The sequence below is a fragment of the Paenarthrobacter nicotinovorans genome (assembly GCF_021919345.1).
Classification (GTDB): Bacteria; Actinomycetota; Actinomycetes; order Actinomycetales; family Micrococcaceae; genus Arthrobacter; species Arthrobacter nicotinovorans.
In genome coordinates, this window is sequence record NZ_CP089293.1 from 1003054 (window position 1) to 1022523 (window position 19470).

At 63.3% G+C, this 19470-nt stretch carries 17 protein-coding genes; 14 read left to right on the forward strand and 3 right to left on the reverse strand.

What is annotated here, in order from left to right; genetic code table 11:
- Positions 1 to 854 precede the first annotated feature (854 nt).
- The 8 genes from JMY29_RS04835 to JMY29_RS04870 all read left to right on the forward strand — a co-directional run bounded on the left by JMY29_RS04835 (position 855) and on the right by JMY29_RS04870 (position 9812).
- Complete coding sequence (locus tag JMY29_RS04835) at positions 855 to 1259, forward strand: tautomerase family protein (RefSeq protein ID WP_079581222.1); 405 nt, start codon at positions 855 to 857, stop codon at positions 1257 to 1259.
- A gap of 162 nt (positions 1260 to 1421) precedes the next feature.
- The gene (gene iolC / locus JMY29_RS04840; protein WP_110505758.1) at positions 1422 to 2444 is read left to right on the forward strand and encodes a 5-dehydro-2-deoxygluconokinase; all 1023 of its coding nucleotides are present in this window, start codon (positions 1422 to 1424) and stop codon (positions 2442 to 2444) included.
- On the forward strand, positions 2441 to 3403 hold the full coding sequence (locus JMY29_RS04845; protein ID WP_018779616.1) for a Cgl0159 family (beta/alpha)8-fold protein: 963 nt from the start codon (positions 2441 to 2443) through the stop codon (positions 3401 to 3403). Before iolC ends, JMY29_RS04845 begins: the two co-directional genes overlap by 4 nt.
- A gap of 7 nt (positions 3404 to 3410) precedes the next feature.
- Positions 3411 to 5357, forward strand: coding sequence for a 3D-(3,5/4)-trihydroxycyclohexane-1,2-dione acylhydrolase (decyclizing) (gene iolD, locus JMY29_RS04850; protein WP_189076025.1), 1947 nt, complete (start codon positions 3411 to 3413; stop codon positions 5355 to 5357).
- A gap of 41 nt (positions 5358 to 5398) precedes the next feature.
- A complete protein-coding gene (locus JMY29_RS04855; protein ID WP_055973489.1) occupies positions 5399 to 6910 on the forward strand; it encodes a CoA-acylating methylmalonate-semialdehyde dehydrogenase in 1512 nt (503 codons plus the stop codon).
- Positions 6911 to 6938: 28 nt separating this feature from the next.
- Positions 6939 to 7856, forward strand: a complete 918-nt coding sequence (locus JMY29_RS04860) for a sugar phosphate isomerase/epimerase family protein (protein ID WP_039240059.1) — start codon at positions 6939 to 6941, stop codon at positions 7854 to 7856.
- Positions 7857 to 7915: 59 nt separating this feature from the next.
- Positions 7916 to 8929 carry a Gfo/Idh/MocA family protein gene (locus tag JMY29_RS04865; protein WP_079581220.1) on the forward strand — a complete coding sequence of 338 codons (1014 nt, stop codon included), beginning with the start codon at positions 7916 to 7918 and terminating at the stop codon, positions 8927 to 8929.
- A gap of 10 nt (positions 8930 to 8939) precedes the next feature.
- Positions 8940 to 9812: a sugar phosphate isomerase/epimerase family protein gene (locus tag JMY29_RS04870; protein ID WP_189076024.1), complete on the forward strand. Its 873-nt coding sequence runs from the start codon at positions 8940 to 8942 to the stop codon at positions 9810 to 9812.
- Positions 9813 to 9884: 72 nt separating this feature from the next.
- Here JMY29_RS04870 and iolB read toward each other — a convergent pair whose 3' ends face one another.
- On the reverse strand, positions 9885 to 10778 hold the full coding sequence (iolB, locus tag JMY29_RS04875) for a 5-deoxy-glucuronate isomerase (protein WP_189076023.1): 894 nt from the start codon (positions 10776 to 10778) through the stop codon (positions 9885 to 9887).
- Between the two features lie 18 nt (positions 10779 to 10796).
- Complete coding sequence (locus tag JMY29_RS04880; RefSeq protein ID WP_018779623.1) at positions 10797 to 11537, reverse strand: GntR family transcriptional regulator; 741 nt, start codon at positions 11535 to 11537, stop codon at positions 10797 to 10799.
- Positions 11538 to 11856: 319 nt separating this feature from the next.
- Here JMY29_RS04880 and JMY29_RS04885 point away from each other — a divergent pair, with 319 nt between their 5' ends.
- The 3 genes from JMY29_RS04885 (at position 11857) to JMY29_RS04895 (ending at position 14908) form a co-directional block, all read left to right on the forward strand.
- Positions 11857 to 12852 (forward strand): substrate-binding domain-containing protein, encoded by a 996-nt coding sequence (locus tag JMY29_RS04885; RefSeq protein WP_018779625.1) that lies wholly within the window; start codon positions 11857 to 11859, stop codon positions 12850 to 12852.
- A gap of 64 nt (positions 12853 to 12916) precedes the next feature.
- The gene (locus JMY29_RS04890) at positions 12917 to 13969 is read left to right on the forward strand and encodes an ABC transporter permease (protein WP_018779626.1); all 1053 of its coding nucleotides are present in this window, start codon (positions 12917 to 12919) and stop codon (positions 13967 to 13969) included.
- Between the two features lie 12 nt (positions 13970 to 13981).
- The gene (locus JMY29_RS04895) at positions 13982 to 14908 is read left to right on the forward strand and encodes an ATP-binding cassette domain-containing protein (protein ID WP_018779627.1); all 927 of its coding nucleotides are present in this window, start codon (positions 13982 to 13984) and stop codon (positions 14906 to 14908) included.
- Between the two features lie 69 nt (positions 14909 to 14977).
- On the opposite strand, the gene JMY29_RS04900 is transcribed toward JMY29_RS04895, so the two are convergent.
- A complete protein-coding gene (locus JMY29_RS04900) occupies positions 14978 to 15994 on the reverse strand; it encodes a LacI family DNA-binding transcriptional regulator (protein ID WP_189076022.1) in 1017 nt (338 codons plus the stop codon).
- A gap of 158 nt (positions 15995 to 16152) precedes the next feature.
- Between JMY29_RS04900 and JMY29_RS04905 the strand changes: the two genes are divergently transcribed.
- The 3 genes from JMY29_RS04905 (at position 16153) to JMY29_RS04915 (ending at position 19463) form a co-directional block, all read left to right on the forward strand.
- Positions 16153 to 17340, forward strand: a complete 1188-nt coding sequence (locus JMY29_RS04905; RefSeq protein ID WP_189076021.1) for a Gfo/Idh/MocA family protein — start codon at positions 16153 to 16155, stop codon at positions 17338 to 17340.
- On the forward strand, positions 17337 to 18356 hold the full coding sequence (locus JMY29_RS04910; RefSeq protein WP_039240072.1) for a sugar phosphate isomerase/epimerase family protein: 1020 nt from the start codon (positions 17337 to 17339) through the stop codon (positions 18354 to 18356). Before JMY29_RS04905 ends, JMY29_RS04910 begins: the two co-directional genes overlap by 4 nt.
- An 81-nt stretch (positions 18357 to 18437) precedes the next feature.
- Complete coding sequence (locus JMY29_RS04915) at positions 18438 to 19463, forward strand: Gfo/Idh/MocA family oxidoreductase (protein WP_189076020.1); 1026 nt, start codon at positions 18438 to 18440, stop codon at positions 19461 to 19463.
- The last annotated feature ends 7 nt before the right edge of the window (positions 19464 to 19470 follow it).

The following is a 19470-nucleotide window of genomic DNA, read 5'->3' on the forward strand; positions in this document are numbered from 1 at the left end:
GCCGCCGTCGTATTTTCAGCGTTCGTTGTGGGGCCCGTTGTGCGGGGTATTCGCGTGTTTTGGGGCGCAACGCGGGGACGAGTGACGCGCATGTTCGCTGGGGACGCGCATGTTTGCTGGCGACGCCCGGATGTGGGTGTCCTGGGTCGGGTTGGGTGTCGCTCAGGAGTTTGGGTGTCATTTACGACGGCGGCCCGGTGCCCTTCCCCGCGGAAGGCGCCGGGCCGCCGTCGTACTTAAAGCGTTCGTTGTGGGGCCTGCTGTGCGGGGTATTCGCGTGTTTTGGGGCGCAGAGTGGGCCTCGCAACGTGAAGTTCCTCGTTGTGGGGCCTGTTGTGCAGGGTGTTCGCGTGTTTGGGGGCGCAGAGCGGGCCTCGCAACGTGAAGTTCCTCGTTGTGGGGCCTGTTGTGCAGGGTGTTCGCGTGTTTGGGTGGCGTAGCGCGGGGACGAGTGACGCGCATGTTTGCTGGGGACGCGCATATTCGTTGGTGACGCCCGGATGTGGGTGTCCTGGGTCGGGTTGGGTGTCGCTCAGGAGTTTGGGTGTCATTTACGACGGCGGCCCGGTCCCTTCCCCGCGGAAGGTACCGGGCCGCCGTCGTACTTTAAGCGTTCGTTGTGGGGCCCGCTGTGCGGGGTATTCGCGTGTTTTGGGGCGCAGAGTGGGCCTCGCAACGTGAGGTTCCCCGTTGTGGGGCCCGCTGTGCGGGGTATTCGCGTGTTTGGGGGCGTAGAGTGGGCCTCGCAACGCTCAAGCAAAGGCCCGTCCGGAATGTCCCGGGCGGGCTTTTGCTGTACTCCAGATGCAATTATTTGTTAGTATGTCAGGACAAACTACTCCAGGAGGATCGCAATGCCGCTTGTTCGAATCGATGTAAACCAAGGTCGCTCGCCCGCGGAGCTGGCTGCCCTCAGCCGCGCCATCCACGACGCCATCCTTGCCGAGTATGGAATCCCCGAGCGGGACTACTTCCACATCCTTACGGAACATGCGCAGGGTCAAATCGTCGCCCAGGACGCAGGCCTCGGTTTCGAGCGCACCGACAGTGTGGTCATGATCCAGATCTTCACCCAGGGTGGACGCAGCCAGGAGGCCAAGAGCTCCCTCTTTGAGGCCATCGCGACTGGCCTGGCCGGTGTGGGCGTTGCGGGCGAGGATGTCTTTGTTGGCTACGTGGAGAACTCGCCGGGGGACTGGTCCTTTGGCTTTGGGCGCAGCCAATATGTCAGTGGGGAACTGGCTGTTCCGAGCAAGTAAAAGCCGCCCGTGTCATGTTGTAAATATGTCAGTACAAACCTTTGACAGGACATGAAATCTGGTGCAAAGTAGTCATGTGGCCCCGCTCACTGAGGGGTGGCAAGGCATTGGGGCCCAGCGCTCAAAGGTTCAGAGTTCACAAGAGAAAGGTCAACGATTACCGTGACCCACGAACTACTCACGATCGGGCGCATCAGCGTTGATATCTACCCGAATGACATCGGAGTGGACCTGGAGGACGTGACGTCCTTCGGTAAGTACCTCGGAGGCTCGCCCTCCAACGTGGCTGTTGCGGCAGCCCGCCATGGCCGCCGCACCGGTGTCATCACCCGCACCGGCGATGACGCCTTCGGGAAGTACCTGCACCGCGAACTTCACAAGTTCAGCGTTGACGATTCGTTCGTGTCGCCGGTTGCGGAATACCCCACGGCAGTGACGTTCTGCGCGATCAAGCCCGCAACGGACGAGTTCCCGCTGTACTTCTACGGCCGCTTCCCCACGGCGCCTGACCTGCAGATCAAAGCCGAAGAGCTTGATCTGGAAGCTGTCCGCGAAGCAGGAATCTTCTGGTCCACCGTCACCGGCCTGTGCCAGGAGCCCAGCCGCAGCGCACACATCGCCGCACACCAGGCCCGTCCCCGGACCGGCTTGAAGCCGGGCCAGTTCACCATCTTGGACCTGGATTACCGCCCCATGTTCTGGTCGTCCGAAGAAGAAGCCCGCACCGAGGTCGCCAAGATCCTCCCGCACGTCACTGTCGCGATCGGCAACGATAAGGAATGCGCCGTCGCCGTGGGTGAGGGAACGCCTGATGAGCAGGCAGACCGCTTGCTGGCCGCCGGCGTCGAAATCGCCGTCGTGAAGCTTGGCGCTGAAGGCGTGATGGCCAAGACCCGCACGGAACGCGTGGTCTCGGCGCCTGTCCCGGTGGAAACCGTCAACGGCCTGGGCGCCGGCGACTCCTTCGGCGGCGCTTTCTGTCACGGACTGCTGTCCGGCTGGCCGCTGTCGGAAGTCCTCGACTACGCCAACGCTTCGGGCGCGATTGTCGCCTCCCGGGTGTCGTGCGCGGATGCGATGCCGACGCCGGACGAGGTCACCTCGCTGCTCGCCGAACGTGGCCGGCCCATTCCCGGTGCCTCACTTGCAGCCTCCTCGACCCTCGCAGAAGGAGCAGTGCGTTGAGCCTCAACGATGACCCCCGCCGTTATGAGCACCTGAGCCGGATCAGGCTTGAAGACCCGGAAGCTGTTGCCCGCGCGGCAGCCACGCGCCGCAGGCACCCTGGACTGAAGCACGGCAAGCAGAACTTCATCGTCGCGGCTGACCACCCGGCCCGTGGTGCCCTGGCCGTCGGCTCCGAGCCCATGGCGATGGCCGACCGCCGCGACCTCCTGGACCGCCTCCAGATTGCGTTGGCCAACCCCGCCGTGGACGGCATCCTCGCCTCGCCGGACATCATGGACGACCTCCTGCTCCTGGGCGCGTTGGATGGCAAACTCATTTTTGGTTCCATGAACCGTGGCGGCCTGGCCGGTCTGGTCAACGAGTTCGACGACCGTTTCACCGGACACACGGCAGAGGCCCTTGAAGCACTCGGCGCCGATGGCGGCAAGATGCTGACCCGTATCTGCCTGGGCGACCCGGACACGGTGGCCACCCTCGAAGCCACTGCCAAAGCCATTGATTCCCTGGCAGCACGCAAGCTGATCGCCATGGTGGAGCCGTTCCTGTCCGTGCGTGACGCCCACGGCAAAGTCCGCAACGACCTCCGCGCGGATGCTGTGATCAAGTCCGTGGGAATTGCCGAGGGCCTCGGTTCTACCAGTGCCTACACCTGGATGAAGCTGCCGGTGGTGGCCGAAATGGAACGCGTCATGGCCTCCACCACCCTGCCGACCGTACTCTTGGGCGGCGACCCGGACGGTACCCAGGACGAGGTGTTCGCCAGCTGGCAAGCGGCATTGGCACTTCCGGGCGTGCGTGGCCTGACGGTCGGGCGCACCCTGCTGTACCCGCACGACGGCGACGTCGCAGGTGCCGTAGCAACGGCCGCCTCGCTGCTGAACAACACTGCGTCCGTGCCCGCCGTCGCGGCGAAGAATGGCGCTGATGCCCGTATTCCAGTGAAAGTATCGGAGTAGAAGACCCATGGGAACAGCAACCCGTCGGATGACCGTGGCGCAGGCCGTGGTCGAGTTCCTTTCCAAGCAGTACACCGTGGATTCCATTAACGGAGTGGAGTATCGTGAGCGCCTGATTCCGGGCACGTTCGGCATCTTCGGACACGGCAATGTTGCTGGTGTGGGACAGGCCTTGAAGCAGTACCAGGCCGCGGACCCCACCATCATGCCGTACTACCAGGGCCGCAACGAGCAGGCCCAGGCCCATCAGGCGGTAGGTTACGCACGGCACACGCGCCGCCGCCAGACGTTCGCGATCAGCACCTCCATCGGCCCGGGTTCCTCGAACCTGCTGACAGGTGCCGCCTTGGCCACCACCAACCGCCTTCCCGTGCTGCTGCTGCCGAGTGACACCTTCGCAACCCGCGCGGCGGACCCTGTGCTGCAGCAGTTGGAGCTCCCATACGCTTACGACATCACGGTCAACGATGCCTTCCGTCCGTTGTCCAAGTTCTTCGACCGGGTTTCGCGTCCGGAACAGTTGTTCTCCGCGTTCCACCACGGGCTGCGTGTCCTGACGGATCCGGCGGAGACTGGTGCCGTCACCATTTCGCTGCCGCAGGATGTCCAGGCGGAGGCCTTCGACGTCCCGGAAGAGTTCCTGGCCGAACGTGAATGGCGGATCCGCCGCCCCGAGGCCGACGATGACGACATCCGCCGCGCCGTGGAGGCCATCCGTGCGGCCAAGCGCCCGCTGATCATCGCCGGTGGTGGAGTCCTCTACGCCTACGCCAACGATGAACTCGCCAAGTTCGCTGAACTGACCGGCATTCCGGTAGGCAACACCCAAGCCGGCGTGGGCGTCCTGCCGTGGGACCACAAGTTCTCCCTCGGTGCCATCGGTTCAACCGGCACGACGGCGGCCAACGCCATCGCCGCCGAAGCGGACCTCATCATCGGTATCGGCACGCGCTACGAGGACTTCACCACCGCGTCCCGCACGGCGTTCCAAAACCCGGACGTGAAGTTCGTGAACATCAACGTGGCCCCCATCGACGCTTACAAGCACGGGACAACGCTCCCGATCGTCGCTGACGCCCGCAAGGCATTGGTGAAGCTGAACGAGGCCCTGGGCGGGTACCGCGTCGGTGCTGACCTCGAACAGAAGGTCGCTGCGGAAAAGAAGCGCTGGAACGCGATCGTGGACGAGGCTTTCGAGACCCGTTACACACCGCTGCCGGCCCAGAACGAGATCATCGGTGCCACCAACAAGGCCATGGATGACCAGGACGTTGTCATCTGTGCCGCCGGTTCGCTGCCGGGTGACCTGCACAAGATGTGGCGTGTCCGCGACCCGTTCGGCTACCACGTGGAATACGCGTACTCCTGCATGGGCTACGAAATCCCCGGCGGGCTGGGCGTGAAGCGCGCAGCGCTGGCCGAAGCCGCCGCCGGTGGTCCGGACAGGGATGTGGTGGTCATGGTGGGGGACGGCTCCTACCTGATGATGCATACCGAACTGGTCACCGCCGTCGCCGAACGCATCAAGCTGATCGTGGTCCTGATACAGAACCACGGCTACGCCTCCATCGGTTCGCTGTCCGAGTCCCTCGGCTCGCAGCGCTTCGGTACGCAGTACCGCGTCCTGGACAAAGAACAGCACAGTTTCGACGCCGGTGAACACCTGCCCATCGACCTCGCCACCAACGCCGAATCCCTGGGCGCGAAGGTCATCCGGATCGAGCCTGGGGAGAACGTCATTGAGTCCCTGGGCGCAGCCATCAAGGAAGCCAAGGCAGCCCCGGAGACCGGCCCGATCGTGATCCACGTCGAATCCGATCCGCTGCTGGATGCGCCGTCCTCCGAATCCTGGTGGGACGTCCCCGTCTCGCAGGTCTCGGACCTGGAGTCCACCCAGCAGGCTTACAAGACGTACACCGACCACAAGAACCGCCAGCGCAAACTGCTCGGCTGATTCCCGCACACGTCACGCTACAGACCAAAGGAAGTCCGCACATGTCGACGACGACCACACTGACCACCATTCACCACTTCATCAACGGCGCTGAAACCACCGGTGAGGGCGACCGCACCCAGCCGGTGTACAACCCGGCCACCGGCCAGGTTACGGCTGAACTGCGCCTGGCCAACGAGGCTGACCTGAACACAGCGGTTGCCGCCGCGAAGAAGGCCGCGGAGTCCTGGGGTGACATTTCCCTGGCCAAGCGCACCGCCGTGCTGTTCAAGTTCCGTGAGCTCGTGGCCGCCCACGTGGACGAACTCGCTGAGCTGATCACCGCCGAGCACGGCAAGGTCCTCTCTGACGCCAAGGGCGAGATCGGCCGTGGCCTGGAGGTCATCGAGTTCGCTTGTGGCATTCCGCAGTTGCTCAAGGGTGACTACTCTGACCAGGTCTCCACGGGCATCGATGTTTTCTCGTTCCGTGAGCCGCTGGGCGTGGTAGCCGGTATCACGCCGTTCAACTTCCCGGTCATGGTTCCGTTGTGGATGGCTCCGATGGCCATCGCCACCGGCAACGCGTTCATCCTCAAGCCCTCCGAGCGCGATCCGTCCGCCTCGATGCTGCTGGCCAAGCTGTGGAAGCAGGCCGGACTGCCGGACGGAGTGTTCCAGGTCCTGCACGGTGGCAAGGAAACCGTTGAGGGCCTGCTGACCCACCCGGACGTGGACGGCATCTCCTTCGTCGGCTCCACCCCGATCGCCCAGTACGTCCACGAGACCGCCACCAAGCACGGCAAGCGCGTCCAGGCCCTGGGCGGGGCGAAGAACCACGCCATCGTAATGCCCGACGCCGACCTCGACAACGCCGCAGACCACCTCGCCGCTGCCGCTTTCGGCTCAGCGGGGGAGCGCTGCATGGCCATCTCCGTCGCTGTGGCCGTCGGTGACGCCGCCGACCTGATCGTAAAGAAGGTCGAAGAACGCGCCCTGGCCGTGAAGGTCAAGAACGGCACCGAACCCGACGCTGAAATGGGCCCGGTCATCACCCCGGCTTCCAAGGAACGCATCGTCAAGATCGTCACCGAAGCCGAAACGGCCGGCGCGGCAATGGTGGTGGATGGCCGTGACCTGGTGGTCCCCGGCCACGAAGACGGCTTCTGGGTGGGCCCAACCGTGATCGACCACGTCAAGACCGAAATGACCGCCTACACCGAGGAAATCTTCGGACCCGTTCTGGTGGTGGTCCGCGTGGCCGACCTCGAAGAAGGCATCGCCCTGATCAACTCCAACCCGTACGGCAACGGCACCGCGATCTTCACCTCCTCCGGCGCGAACGCCCGGAAGTTCCAGCGCTCCGTGACCGTGGGCATGGTCGGCGTCAACGTTCCCCTGCCCGTGCCGGTGGCCTACCACTCCTTCGGTGGTTGGAAGAACTCCCTCTTCGGAGACAAGCACATCTACGGCCCCGAAGGCGTCTCCTTCTACACCCGGGGCAAGGTCATCACCTCACGCTGGCCCGAGCCCACCCACGCCTCCGGCGCCTCGTACAACTTCCCCTCCAACTAGCAGCTTCCCGAAGAAAGACAACGCTGTCATGACTGATGTTGAGAACAAGCTGATCATCGGCACCGCCCCTGACTCCTGGGGCGTATGGTTCGCGGATGATCCCCAACAGACCCCGTGGGAACGCTTCCTGGACGAGGTTGCGGAGTCCGGCTACAAGTGGATCGAGCTGGGCCCGTACGGCTACCTGCCGAACGACCCCGCACGCTTGGCCGAAGAGCTCAAGCAGCGTGACCTCAAGGTCACTGCGGGGACCGTCTTCACGGCCTTCCACCGCGGGGCCAAGCAGTACGACGAGGCGTGGGAACCGGCGCGCAAGGTTGCCGAACTGACGGCAGCCATGGGCGGTGAACACGTCGTGGTCATCCCCGCGATGTGGCGGGACGATGTCACAGGCGAGGCCGTGGAAAACGGTAACCTGACGGATGAGCAGTGGGCGGACCTCTTCGCAGGCCACAACCGCATGGGCAAGGTCCTGCTGGAGGACTTCGGGCTGCACCAGCAGTTCCACTCGCACGCCGATTCGCACGTCGGTGCGCAGCAGGACATCGAAACCCTGCTGGCGGCGACGGATCCGCGGTACTTGAACCTTTGCCTGGACACGGGCCACGCAGAATACTGCGGCGCTTCCAGCCTGGAACTCATCAAAAACTACCCGGACCGGATCGGCTACCTGCACCTCAAGCAGATCAACCCCGAGGTCCTTGCCGAGGTCAACGAGAAGAACATGACGTGGGCAGCTGCCAACATTGCCGGCGTGATGACCGAGCCGCCGAACGGACTCCCGGACCTGCGCGCCGTCATCGACGCCGTGGAGGCGCTCAACCGCCCCATTTTCGGCATCGTCGAGCAGGACATGTACCCGGTGGCATTCGATGTGCCGATGCCCATCGCCAAGCGGACCCGCAACTATCTGCTTTCCTGCGGATCCCGTACCCGCGTTGAGTAACGCAGTCCAGTAACGCCTGCCAACAGCACCCCACAAGAACCTCACGAAGGATAAGAACAGTGACCAAGACTCTCCGCGTTGCCGTCATCGGTGCGGGCCGCATGGGTGCGGACCACATCAAGCGCCTCAGCACCCGCATCCACGGCGCTGAAGTTGCCGCCGTCGTCGACGTCGACCTCGCCCGCGCGCAAGCCGCCATTGAAGGCATCGACGGCGCCGTGGCGCTGGCCAGCGCCGACGAGGCCCTCAACAACGGTGACGTGAACGCCGTCCTCATTGCCACCCCGGGATTCCTCCACGAGGAAATCCTCTACAAGGCGCTCGAAAAGGACTTCCCGATTCTTTGCGAGAAGCCGCTGACCCCTGACGCTGACAGCGCCTGGAAGGTGGTCCAGGCCGAGCAGGCGCTCGGCCACAAGCGGATCCAGGTGGGCTTCATGCGCCGCTTCGACGCCGAGTATGCGGCGCTCGGGTCGGTCATCCGCAACAGCGAATTGGGGGAGCTGTTGATGCTGCACCACCAGCACCGCAACCCGACAACGCCCGAGGGCTTCACCAACGAGATGCTGATCAACGACTCCGTGGTCCACGAATTCGACGCGATCCGCTACTTCACCGGTGAGGAAATCACCTCCGTGCAGGTCCGCCTGGGCAAGGCGACGCGTAACGCCCCGAACGGCCAGCACGATCCCCAGCACGTGTTGCTGGAAACCGAATCAGGTGTGCTGGCCGACGTCGAAATCTATGTCAACGCCAAGTTCGGCTACCAGGTGGCTACGCAGGCTTCCTTCGAGGACGGCATTGTGAGCATCGGCGGGGACTCCGGCCCCTACATCCAGTCCGCGGGCAAATGGGGCGGCAACGTCACCCCGGGCTTTGAGGAGCGTTTCGGAGCTGCGTACGACGTCGAGGTGCAGGCTTGGGTGGACGCCGCCCTTCGTGGCGAAATCGGCGGGCCCACCGCTTGGGACGGTTACGCCACCGCGGCTTGCTGCGAGGCAGGCGTCGAGGCCCAGAAGTCCGGCGAGAAGGTCAAAGTCCAGCTGAACACCAAGCCGGACCTGTACAAGTAGGGGATTGAGCATGAAGATCGCACTGGATCCCACACCGTTCCACCACAGTCACAGCCTGCTGGAGTTCCCGCGTGTGGCCGCGGACCTGGGCTACAAGTACCTGCAGATGACCCCGCACGCGGACCTCATCCCGTTCTTCAACCACCCCAAGGCAGACGACGAGCTGGTGGGGAAGCTGAAAGCAGCGTGCAAGGACGCCGGCGTCGAGATCGCCTCGGTCCTGCCGGTCCTGCGCTGGTCCGGTCCGGACGAGGATGCGCGGGAAGCCGCGGTCCGCTACTGGAAGCGCGCCATCCAGATTGCCGTGGACCTCGGGGTGCAGACCATTAACACGGAGTTCAGCGGCCGTCCCGAGAAGGCCGAAGAGTCGGAGCGGGCGTTCTACCGCTCCATGGAAGAGCTCCTGCCCATCATCGAACGCGAAGATCTGGACGTGCTGATTGACCCGCACCCGGACGACTTCGTTGAAGACGGGCTTGCTGCCCTGCGCGTGATCCGCGGCGTCAACTCGCCGAATATCGGCATGGTCTATGTCGCTTCGCACACGTTCCACATGGGGAACCAACCCTTGGAGATTATGCGGGCGGCCGGGGACAAGCTGCGGCTGGTCCACGTCTCGGACACCATGAACCATCACGCGTCCCACGGCCTGCGCTACATCACCAACCCGCCCGGCAACGCCGTACGCGTCCACCAGCACCTGAAGATCGGCGACGGGGACGTCAACTGGGACGAGTTCTTTGGCGGGCTGAAAGAAATCGGCTTCCTGGACAAGGCGAACACCGTGATGGTTTCTTCGGTCTTCGCCGAGGATGAGAACGCGGAAGACGTGTCCCGCTACCAGCTCAAGACGATGAACGACTACATCGCCCAGGCCAAGTAACGCGAGTTTTTGTACAGCTAATGCCCCCAAGACGCGGTCTTGGGGGCATTAGCTGTACAAAAACTCAGCCGGTTAGGCCGTGAACGGGAGCCGGGGATCGATGTCCTGGCCTTCCCAGGTCCGGCGGATCCAGCCGTGGTGGGGGTCGTCGCTGATGAGCCAGTCGCGCACGCGGCCAGGACCGGCCATGACATTGAGGTAGTACAGGTCGTAGCCCGGCGCCGCCATGGCAGGTCCGTGCCAGCCATACGGCACCAGCACTACGTCGCCAGTGCGGACCTCGGCTGAGACATCGATGGGGCGCTCGTCGGAGGCGTACACGCGCGCGTGGCCGAACGCGTCGGCGTCTTCAGGCGCGGGCGAACCGGCAGCTACCCGGGTCTCGAAGTAGTAGATCTCTTCAAGGCTGGTCTCGCCGTCCTTCTCCTCATCGTGCTTGTGGGGAGGGTAGGACGACCAGTTGCCGGCCGGGGTGATGACTTCGCAGACGATGAAACGGTCCGCTTCCAGTGCGGCGGGCGTACCGAAGTTGTGGACCTGCCGCGAGCAGTTACCGGCACCGCGAAGTTCCACGGGGGTCTCGGCTGCGGTGATCAGCCGGGTCGGGTACGCGGCCTTGGCCGGGGCGGTCGCAATGGCGACCCTGCCGCCGTCGTTCGAACTGATGGTGACTGCCTTATCGATACCCGTGTACAGGACGTCGCTGGGCCCGTGGAAAACGGACTGCCGCCCGGCGAGGACGTACTCGCCGTCGTCGACCGTTACGGTGAACGAGCCGCTCAGCGGCACCACTATGCGTTCTTCCGCGGCTGCGGGAAGTTCGACGGCGGCCCCGGCGGCGAGCGTCGCCACCTTCAGTCCCGTGTGGGCCCAACCGTCGACGGCGAGGTTGGAATCTGACGTGCCCAGGGAGATGTCCCACTTGCCGTCATTGGCTGTCCCCAGCGGGTAGACCCAGTTGGCCATATGTAATCAGTCCTTGCTTTAGCGCTGTACGAGTGTCATTTCAAAGCTGTAGGAGTCGGCACGGTAGACGTGGTGACCGGTTTCCACCATGCGGCCGGTGTCGTCCACGGCAGTGCGTTCCATGGTGACCAGGGCTGAACCCACCTCTGCTTCGAGCAGGGGAGCCTGGTAGTCGTTGGCAATCATGGCGCCGATGCGCTGCGAAGCGAGCCTGAAGTTGACGCCACCACGGCGGAGGATGGCGTAAAGGCCCTCCTTGGAAAGCTGGGCTTCATCCATGCTGGTGATGTCATCGCGGACCCAGTTCTCCATGAGCGCCAGCGGCTTGCCGCCCACTTTGCGCAAGCGCGTGAAGTGGTAGACCTTGGAGCCGGCGGGCAATTGGAGGGCTGTGAGCGTGAGCGCGTCGGCTTCGACGTGGGAGAAGCTCAGGACTTCGGTGGTGGGCTTCTTGCCGTTGTTGCTGAGGTCGTCGTAGAGGCTGGAGAGTTCCAGCGGCCGGCGGACCTGGCTGGCTACCACCTGTGTTCCCACCCCGCGTTTGCGAACCAGGAGACCGGCGCGGACGAGCTCATCCATTGCCTTGCGCATGGTGGGCCGGGACAGGTTGAGTTGTGCCGCGAGGTCGATCTCGTTGTCCAAGCGGCTCCCGGGTTCCAGGATGCCGCTGTGGATCGCGGCCTCGATGCCCTGGACCACTTGGTGGTAGAGGGGCACTGGAGACGAACGATCGATGCTGAGACTGAGTTGGTTCGCCACTGGATTCTCCTAGACGCCTGCTGAAGACCGGCCAGGGAAGCAGGATGTGGCTCCTCTGCCGGATGGAAGCGTATGTCCGGTCATGTTCTCTTGATAGGACATACTGCCTTTTTTGATGATAGCAGCCGGGTTATGGCCGTCAAGGTCATCGCCCCACGCGGGACGTTCTTTGTCGTCTACACGAGGAGGTCAAGTAAAAACATCCTAATGTCAGGACAAACTATTGACAAAGTGTGAGGCGAGTCACCATGATCGGTGTAGTGGGGAGATCCGGATACGAGTCTTCGGACCCCTCAACCTGAAATCAAAGGAGATAACGGTGGCAAAATTCTCATGGCGCAAAGCGGCGGTCGTCGCTGCAGTGGTTCCCTTGGTGGCACTGAGCGCTTGTTCGAGCCAGGGTGGCAAGCCGGCAGATTCCGGTGGGGGAGCAGCCGCCGGCCAGGTGGCCGGCACTGATCGCATCAAAGTTGCCCTGATTACGCACGCCGCTGCCGGTGACACCTTCTGGGACATCGTCCGCAAGGGTGCGGAGGAAGCATCGGCGAAGGACAATGTTGAGTTGCTGTACACCAGCGACCCCGAAGCCGGCCGCCAGGCGCAGCTGGTCCAGCAGGCCATTGACCAGAAGGTGGACGGCATCGCCGTAACGCTGGCGACCCCGGACGCCCTGAAGGATGTACTGAAGAAGGCCACCGATGCGGGTATCCCGGTGGTCAGCCTCAATGCCGGCGAATCCGTCTCGGCCCAGCTCGGCGCCTTCACCCACTTCGGTTCCAACGAGCAACTGGCCGGCGAGGCCGTCGGCACCAGGCTCGCAGCCGAAGGTTACAAGCACCCCGTCTGCGTCATCCAGCAGCAGGGCCACGTAGGTTTGGAAGCCCGTTGCGCCGGCGTCAAGGCCAAGGTTCCCGCAACGGAGATCCTCTATGTTGACGGCAAGGACATGACAGCCGTCCAGTCCACGGCCACTGCCAAACTCCAGGCGGCCAAGGACGCGGATGTGATCATCGGGCTCGGTGCCCCGATCACGCTGACCCTGCTCAAGTCTGTTACTGACGCTGGAAGCTCGTCCAAGGTGGCCAGCTTCGACCTCAACGCCGACCTCGCCCAGAAGATCGTTGACGGAGCAGTCATTTTCACTGTTGACCAGCAGCCGTGGCTCCAGGGCTACATGTCCGTGGATTCCCTGTGGCAGGCAAAGCGCGGCGGCTTCAAGATCGGTGGCGGCCAGCCGGTCCTGACCGGACCAACCATCGTGGACAAGTCCAACGCTTCCGACGTCCTCAAATTCGCCCAGCAGGGCGTCCGCTAGATCCCGGCATCAGGCTGCGCGGCGGGCAACCGCCGCGCAGCCTGGACAACAAGGAGTCACTCCCATGGCAAACACAGCAACCCTGCCGCCGGCGACATCGCCTGGTGATGAACGGGTCGGCCGCCGCAACCCCTTCCAGAAATTCCTCGCCAGGCCCGAGGTTGGTGCCCTCGTTGGTGCCGTGGTCCTCTTTATCTTCTTCGCCTCGGTGTCGCAGACGTTCACCCAACCGAACGCCCTCGCCACCGTCCTTTACGGTTCTTCGACCATCGGCATCATGGCCGTGGGCGTGTCGCTGCTGATGATCGGTGGCGAGTTCGACCTTTCCACCGGCGTGGCCGTGATCTCGTCAGCGCTGACCGCCTCGCTGTTCAGCTGGAACTTCTCATTGAACGCCTGGGTTGGTGTGGGCTTGGCCCTGGTGGTCTCGCTGGGCATCGGATTCATCAACGGCTGGATCCTGGTCAAGACCAAGCTGCCAAGCTTCATCGTCACCCTGGCCACGTTCCTGATGCTCACCGGCCTCAACCTGGCGCTGACCCGCCTGATCGGCGGCAGTGTTTCCTCCCCGTCCATCTCCAAGCTTGACGGCTTCGAATCAGCACGTGCGGTTTTCGCGTCCTCCGTCAGCATTGGCGGAGTGGAAGTGAAGATCACCGTCTTCTTCTGGATCGTCCTTGTCCTGATCGCATCCTGGGTGCTCCTGCGCACGAAGGTCGGCAACTGGATCTTCGCAGTGGGCGGCGACGCCAATGCTGCCCGGGCCGTAGGTGTCCCTGTGACCAAGACCAAGATCGGCCTGTTCATGGCTGTGGGTTTCTGCGGCTGGATCCTGGGCATGCACAACCTTTTCGCCTTCGACGCCGTGCAGTCCGGTGAAGGTGTCGGCAACGAGTTCCTCTACATCATCGCCGCAGTCATTGGTGGCTGCCTCCTCACCGGCGGCTACGGCTCAGCAGTGGGCGGCGCCATCGGTGCCTTCATCTTTGGCATGGCCAATAAGGGCATCGTGTACGCACAATGGAATCCGGACTGGTTCAAGTTCTTCCTTGGCTTGATGCTCCTGCTGGCAACCATCGTCAACCTCATCGTCAAACGCCGGGCAGAGCTGAAGTAAGGGGCCGGAACCATGAACGCACAACAGATTGACCAGCAAACCCTGCTGAAAGACGAGAAGGACCCTTTGACGCACACACCGGTGCACCTGCTCTCACTCGATGGCATAGGCAAGCACTACGGCAACATCATCGCCCTGCGCGATGTCACCATGGCCGTGGACAACGGCCGCGTCACCTGCGTCCTGGGCGACAACGGCGCCGGCAAGTCCACGCTGATCAAGATCATCGCTGGTTTGCACCAGCACGACGAGGGCACACTTCAGGTGATGGGTGACGAGCGGAAGTTCAACTCACCCCGTGACGCCCTCGACGCCGGCATCGCCACCGTCTACCAGGACCTCGCCGTGGTCCCGCTGATGCCCATCTGGCGTAACTTCTTCCTCGGCTCTGAACTCACCAGCGGTTTCGGTCCGTTCAAGAGCATGGATGTCCAGAAGATGAAGGACATCACCAGGAAGGAGCTCGCCGACATGGGCATCGACCTGCGCGATGTCGAGCAGCCCATCGGCCAGCTTTCCGGTGGTGAGCGCCAGTGTGTGGCAATTGCCCGTGCTGTGTACTTCGGCGCCAAAGTCCTGATCCTGGACGAACCGACAGCAGCGCTGGGAGTCAAGCAATCCGGCGTCGTACTTCGCTACATCCTGCAGGCGCGCGACCGGGGCCTGGGCGTCATCTTCATCACCCACAACCCGCACCACGCCTTCCCCGTCGGTGACCGGTTCCTGCTGCTCAAGCGCGGCAAGTCGATCGGCTATTACGACAAGAAGGACATCACCCTGGATGAACTGACAGCCCAGATGGCTGGTGGCGCGGAGTTGGCTGAGCTGGCCCATGAGCTGGAGCAGCTTGGCGGACACTCCGCGGCGCTCGAGGAAGTCAAAGCCGAGGTAGCGGATGTCGCCGAGGCCACGACGGAGGCCGCCCCCAAGCGCCACTAGGCAGCCCTTCATGGAATTCTGCCCGGAGCCTGCAACGGTTCCGGGCAGAGTTATTTCAGCAGCAGGGCCTCAGCGCATGGACGTTGTGCCGCGCAGTACCAGGGCGGGTTCAATAAGCTTCCGCTCGGGGAGGATCGCGGGGTCCTCGATCCGTGCGAGCAGTCTGCGGGCGGTGTCCACTCCGACCAGATCGCTCCGGTTGTCGATGGAGGTCAGGTCCAGGTAGCGCGACTTCGCCAAGGGGGAGTTGTCGTAGCCAATCACCGAAACATCATCCGGCACGGACAAGCCACGGGCCTTGAGGGCGGCGAAGGCGCCCAGGGCCATGGTGTCGTTGGCTGCGAAGACTGCGGTGGTGTCCGGGTGGTGCTCCAGGAGCCACACGGTCGCAGCGTAGCCATCTTCCTCCGACGTGCCGATGGACTCACTGACGACAGGCCCGACGCCGGCAGTCTCCACAGCGCGCAGGAAGCCGGCCCGCCGGTGTGCGGAGGCGCCGTCGGAACCTGAGAGGTGACCGATGCGGACGTGACCCAGTTCCAGCAGATGGTTGGCGGCCAGGCGGCCGCCGGTGTCGTCGTCGTTGGTGATCAGGTCCGCGCCTTCCGGGATGCCTTTGCGCCAGCCTGCCACCACGGTGGGAACCCAGGTTCCGGACAACATGGCTTCGCTGGGCTCGGCCGCGAGTGCCAGGGCGTCAACATGCATGGCAAGCAGGCCGTCGGTGGCTTCCTTGATGCGGTTCTCGCCTGGCCTGGAGTCCGCGAGCATCACTTGGTAGCCGAGATCGGAAAGGACGGACTCCATGCCGCGGAGAAGATCCACGAACCAAAGGTTCCGGTAGTCGTCGATGACCAGGCCGATGCTCTTGGTCTTGCTGCTCGCCAGGGTGGTGGCGGCCCGGCTGGGCCGGTAGCCGAGCTCCGAGATGGCCTTCTGCACAGCGCCCCGGCGCTTTTCGCTGATGCGTGCAGGATCCTTGAGGAACAAGGAAACCAACGACGGCGAGACTCCCGCCTGGGTGGCGACGTCGTAGAGCGTTGGCCGACGGGCCAGGGGACTGTTCTGTGTTCCGGGGCTTGTCACGGGATTCCTGGATGCCTTTCGTTCTGTCTTCGAGGATAGTCGGTTAATGATTGACAGGACATATAGACATAGTTACGATCAAATCCAGCGTAAAAATTGTAGCGCTACAAAATGCCGTAAAGCGCCTCGGGCGCAGGCGAAATTTCGAAGGAGAAATCATGGCTGAAAGCCTCGGCGTCGCCGTCATCGGTGCGGGCATGGCCGGCAAGGCCCACGCTGCCGCTTACCGGACCGCATCTGCCCTCTACAGCCCGGTGCTGCCACCGGTCCGCCTCGTCTCGATCGGCGACGTCAATGCTGAATTCGGCTCACTGGCAGCACGCCGTTTCGGGTACGAACGCAACGACACCTCCTGGCAGGCGATCGCCGAAGCTGACGACATCGATGGGGTCAGCGTGGTCATCGCCAACTCCCTGCACCGCGAAGTGGTCGAAGGGTTGTTGGCCGCCGGCAAGCATGTCCTATGCGAAAAGCCGCTCAGCGATACCTTGGACGACGCACGGGCCATGGCCGACGCCGCCCGGGCAGCGGAAGTCCGCGGAACCCTTGCCCGCATCGGCTTCACATTCCGCCGCACCCCTGGCATCGCCTACATTCGTGACCTGATCCGCAATGGAACGCTTGGCAATGTGCTCCACTTCAGTGGCCGATACTGGACGGATTACGGCTTCAGCCCCGCCGCGCCCATGAGCTGGCGCTACAAGGGCGGGCCCGGATCGGGTGCGCTGGCCGACGTCGGAAGCCACCTGACATACGTCTCCGAATTCCTCTGTGGCGACATCAAATCCATCAGCGGCGGGCGACTGACGACGGCGATCGACAAGCGTCCCCTGCCGCTCAGCGCCGTGATGGGCCATGACCATGTTGCTGTCAGTGACGTATTTGAAGCCGTGGAGAATGACGACTACGCCGCTTTCAACGCTGAGTTCACCAACGGTGCCGGCAGCTTCGAAGTCTCACGTGTGGCGGCAGGCCACGCCAACAGCCTGCAATTTGAAGTCTTTTGCGAGAACGGCGCAGCCAAGTTCGACCAGCGCAGGCCTTCAGAGATCCAGTTGTTCCTGAACTGTGGATCCGGGAATGAGAACGGCTACCGCCAAGTCATCCTTGGCCCGGGCCACCCCTACATCGCCGGAGGCCTTGCCATGGATGCGCCCGAGGTTGGTTTCGGCCAGAACGACGCGTTCGGCTACCAGGCGCGGGCTTTCCTGGAAGAGGTTGCAGGCCTCAGCGCGGAGTCCTCCCTGCCCCGCTGCGCAACGTTCGATGAAGGTGTCCGCAATATGGAGCTCCTGGGCGCCGTCACCGACTCCGCTCTCAACAACGGAAAGAAGATCACGCTATGAAGCTCGGCGTCTACAACGCGATCCTGCACGACCGCCCCCTGCCCGAAGCGTTGAAAGTCATTGCCGACCTTGGGCTCACGGGGATCGAGATCAACACGGGCGGCTTCCTGCCCGCTGTGCATGTGCCTACCTTTGACCAGATTCTGGAAAGCGACGCAGCCCGTGATGATTACCTCGCGGTCTTCGAGGGCACTGGCGTGTCCATTGCAGGCTTGAACTGCAACGGCAACCCCCTGCACCCCAAACGCGAGATCGGTGAAAAGCACGCAGAGGACATTCGGCGCTCGATCCGTTTGGCGAGCCGCCTGGGCCAGAACCGGGTGGTCACCATGTCCGGCCTTCCCGGTGGTGAGCCTGGCGCGAGTACCGTCAATTGGGTGGTCAACGCCTGGAACTCGGCCGCACTGGATGTGCTGGATTACCAATGGGGCGTGGCTGCGGATTTCTGGAAGGAAACCGATCGCCTCGCTGCCGATCACGGTGTCAAGGTGGCTTTGGAGCTGCATCCGCAGAACATCGTGTTCAACACCGCCGACGTCTACAAGCTGATCGAGCTCACCGGCGCCACCCATGTGGGCGTGGAGCTCGACGCTTCCCACCTGTTCTGGCAGCAGATGGATCCGGTGGCCGTGGTCCGGGAGCTTGGCCCGTTGGTGTTCCAGGCGGCAGCTAAGGACGTGCGCGTCAATCAGGAAAATGCCGCGCTCTACGGTGTGCTGGACAACAGCTTCCGCAGACTCTCAGCCGACGAGAATCGCACCAACCTTGGCGGCGATGAGTGGGCCAATGAGTGGCCCAAGAACTCGGCGTGGGACTTCGTTGCCCTGGGTCGTGGGCACGACACCGCCTTTTGGACCGAATTCCTCCGGGCGCTGCATGACGTGGACCCGGACATGCTGGTGAACATCGAGCATGAAGACGTGTCCCTCGGGCGCATCGAAGGACTCGAGGTGGCGGCGAAGGTCCTGCTGGACGCGGATGCTGCACTGGAGGAGTCATTGAAGCAAAAAGTTTGACAGGACAAACTAACAAGGTCTAGTCTCGCTTCAGGATTCTCGCCCCGAGACCGCTTTCTGCTGCAGTGACGGAGACAGAACATGACGAACGAAGTGACCCTCGGACTGGTAGGCGTTGGCCGGATCGGTGTGATGCATGCGAATAACATCAGCGCGCTGAACGGCACCATGGCGCAGGACGGTGTGAAGGTACGACTGAAGCTGACAGACGTCGCGGAGGAGCATGCGCGCGCGGTGGCCGGCTCTGTCGGCGCCGACTTCCTGGGCTCTGTGGAGGAATTGATTGCCTCCGCGGTGGACGGTCTGGTCATAGCCACAGGCACGGCAACCCACCCGGAGCTCATCCGTGCCGGTGTCGATGCCGGGATCCCTGTCTTCTGCGAAAAGCCTGTGGGCGTGAACGTTCCGGAATCCCTCCTGGTCCTGGACTATATCCGGGAGAAGAACGGCGTGGTGCAGATCGGGCACCAGCGTCGTTTCGATGCGGGTTACCTCGAGGCAAAACGGGCCTACGAAGCCGGAGAGCTTGGCTGGATCCATTCGCTTCGGGCAGTCACCTGCGACATGACCCCGCCGCCGGTCCAGTTCCTCGCCACCTCGGGTGGCTTGTTCCGGGACTGCTCCGTCCACGACTTCGACATCCTCCGCTGGCTCACCGGCAAGGAAATCGTGGAGGTCTATGCCAAGGGCTCCAACAACGGCGATCCGGCAATTGGTGAGGTTGGCGACGTCGACACTGCTTTGGCGGTGGTGACGTTCGACGACGGCACGGTAGGCACGGTTTCGGCCAGCCGTTACAACGGGGCCGGCCATGATGTCCGGCTGGAACTCCAAGGCTCCAATGGCTCCGTCCTGGTTGGGATGGACGAGCACATGGCCATGCGGTCCGCCGAACCCGGCGTCGCGTTTCCCACGGGCACTCCTCATCTGACTTTTGCGGAGCGGTTTGATCAGGCGTATCGCTCGGAGATGGCTGCGTTTGTTGAACTGGTGCGCGGGCAGCGGAAGAATCCCTGCACGCCGGAGGACGCTGTGGCTGCTTCCAAGGTGGCGGATGCAGCACAGGAGTCCCTGGAGACGGGTGCGCCGGTCAGGGTTTCTGCCTAGCTGAGAC

Excerpts from the sequence above, each read along its gene's own strand:
- JMY29_RS04895 (WP_018779627.1), top strand. The coding sequence starts at position 13,982 with ATGAACGCACAACAGATTGACCAGCAAACCCTGCTGAAAGACGAGAAG.
- JMY29_RS04915 (WP_189076020.1), top strand. The coding sequence starts at position 18,438 with ATGACGAACGAAGTGACCCTCGGACTGGTAGGCGTTGGCCGGATCGGT.
- JMY29_RS04860 (WP_039240059.1), top strand. The coding sequence starts at position 6,939 with ATGACTGATGTTGAGAACAAGCTGATCATCGGCACCGCCCCTGACTCC.
- JMY29_RS04870 (WP_189076024.1), top strand. The coding sequence starts at position 8,940 with ATGAAGATCGCACTGGATCCCACACCGTTCCACCACAGTCACAGCCTG.
- JMY29_RS04855 (WP_055973489.1), top strand. The coding sequence starts at position 5,399 with ATGTCGACGACGACCACACTGACCACCATTCACCACTTCATCAACGGC.
- iolB (WP_189076023.1), bottom strand. The coding sequence starts at position 10,778 with ATGGCCAACTGGGTCTACCCGCTGGGGACAGCCAATGACGGCAAGTGG.
- JMY29_RS04905 (WP_189076021.1), top strand. The coding sequence starts at position 16,153 with ATGGCTGAAAGCCTCGGCGTCGCCGTCATCGGTGCGGGCATGGCCGGC.
- JMY29_RS04835 (WP_079581222.1), top strand. The coding sequence starts at position 855 with ATGCCGCTTGTTCGAATCGATGTAAACCAAGGTCGCTCGCCCGCGGAG.
- iolD (WP_189076025.1), top strand. The coding sequence starts at position 3,411 with ATGGGAACAGCAACCCGTCGGATGACCGTGGCGCAGGCCGTGGTCGAG.
- JMY29_RS04910 (WP_039240072.1), top strand. The coding sequence starts at position 17,337 with ATGAAGCTCGGCGTCTACAACGCGATCCTGCACGACCGCCCCCTGCCC.
- JMY29_RS04890 (WP_018779626.1), top strand. The coding sequence starts at position 12,917 with ATGGCAAACACAGCAACCCTGCCGCCGGCGACATCGCCTGGTGATGAA.